This is a genomic window from Gammaproteobacteria bacterium (assembly GCA_003696665.1).
Lineage (GTDB): Bacteria > Pseudomonadota > Gammaproteobacteria > Enterobacterales.
The window spans coordinates 1-4,172 of sequence record RFGJ01000378.1 but is presented as its reverse complement, the minus strand read 5'-3'; the positions used below and the strand labels follow the sequence as shown (position 1 = coordinate 4,172).

Below are 4,172 nucleotides of genomic sequence, written 5' to 3'. Positions count from 1 at the left end.
GTAGCTCAGTTGGTAGAGCAGCAGACTTTTAATCTGCGGGTCACAGGTTCGAGACCTGTCCGGCTCACCAAAAAAAGCAAATAAAATCAAGGGGTTAGCGGATTCCGTTAGCCCCTTTTTCTTGTCTGATTTTCGCCCGTGTCACTGGCGTGTCACTGAGTTTCCGGCCATATCACCCATAACATCCACCCGAACGACAGCCCGGCGCAGCCGAACGTAGAGGGGCGATAGCCCCGACCATCACGAGAAAAAAGGGGTAAATCATCGCTAGAAAAGCCATCGGCGTTTTATGGGTTCTGCCGATTTCATGTGACGTGGCGGCGTGGTTTTTAGTGTTATTGGTTAAGGCCTAGTCAATAATTTTGAATAAACTATCTTATTTTCCCTGCTATTTTCTTTTCTAGGTTTTATACAAATAAAACACATATATGTCAAGCTAACTGTTTGATTACATGGTGATTGCTAAAAGTCGTAGAACTCTTTCGAGGTGAAAAATACCCCTTACAATACCCCCATGACCGTTGGGTTTCCCCTGACGTGAATAGCACTATTGGCAGGTAGGAATAGGATATGAGTAAAGGAGTAGTATATATCACAATCCCAGAACTGGCGGAGCGGTGGGGAATTTCTATTAAAACTTTATATAACTGGTTATCCAGAGACAGTAATTCTCTCCCCCCCATTTACAAGTTTGGCTCGGGGAAAAGGTGTGTGCGGTTTCGATTGGATGAGGTGGAGCAAATCGAAGCCCAATCAAAGGTTATTCACTAACAGAAAAAGGAGGCCGTGGCAGCGGCCTCCCCAGATTCTACCACATGAGTGAGGAGTAGTAGACATGGCACAGTATAGAAAAACCAACATACGATGCAATGTTTCAGACATCGAAAGACAATTCTCAGAGGTTTTAGCGCGGGAGGTTGGATTCATCGCCGAACCGGTGGTGGTCGCTGACGGCCGGCAACACAGGTTTGACGTTGAAAAGAGGGGTGATAAAAAAGGATTTTACCAGCTTTTTGCAGACGGTATCCCGAACGCCCTTTATGGCCGATGGGATGAACACGGCCCTGGCCAGTGGCTACGCTGGCAGCCAGAGGGGACGCCTGTAGAGGATACGCCAGAGGAAAGGGCCGCTCGGCGGCGAGAGATTGAGGCGAACAAGAAGAAGAGAGAGCAGGAACGCCAGAAAGAGCAAGCCGAGGCAGCCGCTAAAGCATCAGAGATATGGGAGCAGGCGAAGCCGTGTTCATCACATCCTTATCTTGAGAGGAAAGGAGTTGGCGCATATGGTGTTCGCGTTAGCGGGGATGATCTTCTTATCCCTATTAAAATAAATAAGCGGCTAACTTCACTTCAGTTCATTAAGCCCGACGGATCAAAACGCTTTCTTTCAGGTGGAGTAATCAAAGGCGGATATCATGTTATCCCCGGCAGTATGGAGCGGGTTTATATCGTGGAAGGTTATGCTACAGGGGCTTCCGTCCACGAAGCTATCGGATGCACCGTGGTGGTGGCATTGAACGCCGGGAATCTTGAATCAGTCGCAAAGAACATCCGCGCCAAAGCGAAGGACGTTGAAATCGTGGTTGCTGGCGACCATGACACATCCGGCACCGGCAGGGAGAAAGGGGAAAAGGCAGCTAAGGCGGTTGGAGCGGCGTTTATCATGCCCCCAGAGGTCGGCACGGATTGGAACGATTACCACCGCGAACATGGATTGAAGGCCACGAAAGCGGCATTGGGGGGAACGCCAGGCAATGATGGCGGCGGGGAACCGGTGAACGATGAACCGCAAGAGCCGGAGACCCAGCCTACCGGAACCGCTACAGAATCACCTTACCCAGAGTCTCCGCGTTTTCCAGAGGCTCCTAGCGGCTTTTGGTTCGATGATTCCGGCGTTTATCAAGGTAAAAGACCGGACTACGAAACTTATAAATCGATGATACATGAAGCCGCAGAGGCTGGAGATGAAGAACAGGTAGCAAAGCTTGAATCGGAGTTATTGAAAAAAGAGCAGGCTGTGCGGGAAAAGCGTCTTACCTGGCGTCCTTGCTGGATTGAGGCCATGAGCAGGGACACCAACGGCCAAAGTTGGGGTCGTTTGGTCGCATGGATTGACGACGATGGTCAAGAGCGCAGAGAGGCTATCCCCGCAGAGCTTTTCTACGGTCAAGGCGCTGACCTAGCCAAGTATCTTGCCGACCGTGGGCTTCCCATCATGCCAGGAAAGGAAAAGGCATTGCTAAAATACTTAGCGTCTTTCCGGGTGGCCGACCGCCTCAGAGCGGCCACTAACACAGGCTGGCATGGAAGCTCATTTATCCTGCCACATATCACAATTAACCAACCCCAAGGGGAACGAATCATCTATCAACCAGACGAGAGAAGGCTCGACACCTGCTTTTCTCAAAGCGGTTCGCTGGAGGCTTGGCAGGATATCGTAAAAGGTTGTGGCACCCATGTCCGGTTTGCTATCGCAGCGGCTTTAGCGGCCCCAGTAATGCAGTTGGCAGGCGTGCAATCGGGTGGCTTCCACTTTCACGGCGTGACTTCCAGAGGAAAAACAAGCCTGCTCCAGACAGCGGCGAGCGCGTGGGGAAATGGAGCAGATCCCGCCATCCAAGGCGGTAGTGATGCCTATATCCAACGCTGGAACGCGACCCGCAATGGGCTCGAAGGCATGGCGGCATCGTTCAACGATCTGCCCCTTGTTATTGATGAAATTGGCGAAGGTGACAGTCGAGATTTTGGCCGGATTATCTATTCAGTGATGGCCGGAACAGGTAAGAGTCGCGCCACCAGAACCGGAGCTATCGCAAAAAGGAGAGCATGGCGCGTGCTAGTCTTGTCTGCCGGTGAGATTGCCGTTTCCGCTTTTGTGGAGCATGCCGCCGGCGGCCAGCTGGTGCGCCTGGTGGACATCTCCGCAGACCAAATTTTTCCTGATGGTGACGCGGTAGACAGCATTAAAAGAGCATGCGCATCTAATTACGGATGGGCTGGACCTGCGTTTCTGGAGAGCGGCGATTTATTGGAAGGTTGGCGGGATTTTAAGGCTGACCAGATTGGGTACGCCCTGACACCAGAAGCGAAAAGGGTTCGCGAGCGTTTCCGTTTGGTAGCTCATGCCGGGGAACTGGCTATTAAAAGAGGAATCTTACCTTGGCATGAAGGAGAGGTTTTAGAGGCTTGCGAAGAACTCTTCGCTATCTGGCAAACCGAGGTTGCGACCACTGACGGCGAAAGGGGGATCCAAAACGTTAGAAATTTCATCCTTACCCAACCCGCCCGATTCGAGAAACCCGGTCAAGAGGATGAAATCCACAACCGCGCCGGGGTGGTCAGGGACGGATATTACCACTTTTTTCTGAAATCTTTTGAGGAAGCGTGCGGCGGGATAGCCCCAGACGTGGTTCGACGTGCCCTGGCTGATGCCGGTCTTCTCCGTGTGGGAGGGCGTAAGCGATTGACCTCTACTATCACGTTCCAGGGCAGGAAGGTGCGAGTAGTATCGGTATCGAAAGATATTATCGGGGACACGCAAGACATCGAGGAACAGAGCATCGAGGAAATCGAGGCGTCCGGCGGCGATATACCGTTCTAAAAGTACGCCAGAGAGGAAAACGGAACACCCGGAACCACCTGGAACCGGCACTGGTTCCGCCAAAATTTGAAGCAGGACAAGGGATGGAACCCCCGGAACCGGTGGAGCCACCAAAAATAGTAAAGTTGAAATTGGAACCGCCTGGAACCAGTAAAAGAATCATTTAAAGATTTTCTTTTTTCATTAAAAATTAATAAAACAAACACCACGCCAGAAAGAGAGGTTCAGGCTCATTTTTTCGACTTTTGTGCAAATCGGTGGTCCCACCGGTTCCGGGGGGGCAAGCATTGGAAAATAACGATTTTTTGCGGGACCAGTATTGATGGATGGTGGTTCTGGGTGGTTCCGCTTGGACACCAGAAGGGCGAAGCCCGGTTTCCCATTCTTGGCGTCACTTCGCTAAGCGCACAAGAGAGGGAACCACCTTTTTTGTGTGCGGCTAGGTTGGGGCTGTGCTCCGCTACGCTACGCAAACCGCGCTGCGCGCTGCCCAGCCCTAGCCACCCATGTCCGTTGCACCCCACAGGCGGGAACGCTAGCGCCTGCACGGACACCAGCGGCCAGAGCCGCT

General features: G+C 52.1%; 2 protein-coding genes and 1 tRNA gene. All 3 read left to right on the top strand.

From position 1 onward, the window contains the following. The 3 genes from D6694_09800 to D6694_09790 all read left to right on the top strand — a co-directional run bounded on the left by D6694_09800 (nt 1) and on the right by D6694_09790 (nt 3,601). A tRNA-Lys gene (locus tag D6694_09800) sits at nt 1-70 on the top strand. Nucleotides 71-570: 500 nt separating this feature from the next. Continuing rightward, on the top strand, nt 571-771 hold the full coding sequence (locus D6694_09795; protein RMH40716.1) for a DNA-binding protein: 201 nt from the start codon (nt 571-573) through the stop codon (nt 769-771). Between the two features lie 64 nt (nt 772-835). Further along, entirely contained in the window at nt 836-3,601 is a 2,766-nt protein-coding gene (locus D6694_09790) for a DUF927 domain-containing protein (GenBank protein RMH40715.1), read from the top strand. Nucleotides 3,602-4,172 lie beyond the last annotated feature (571 nt).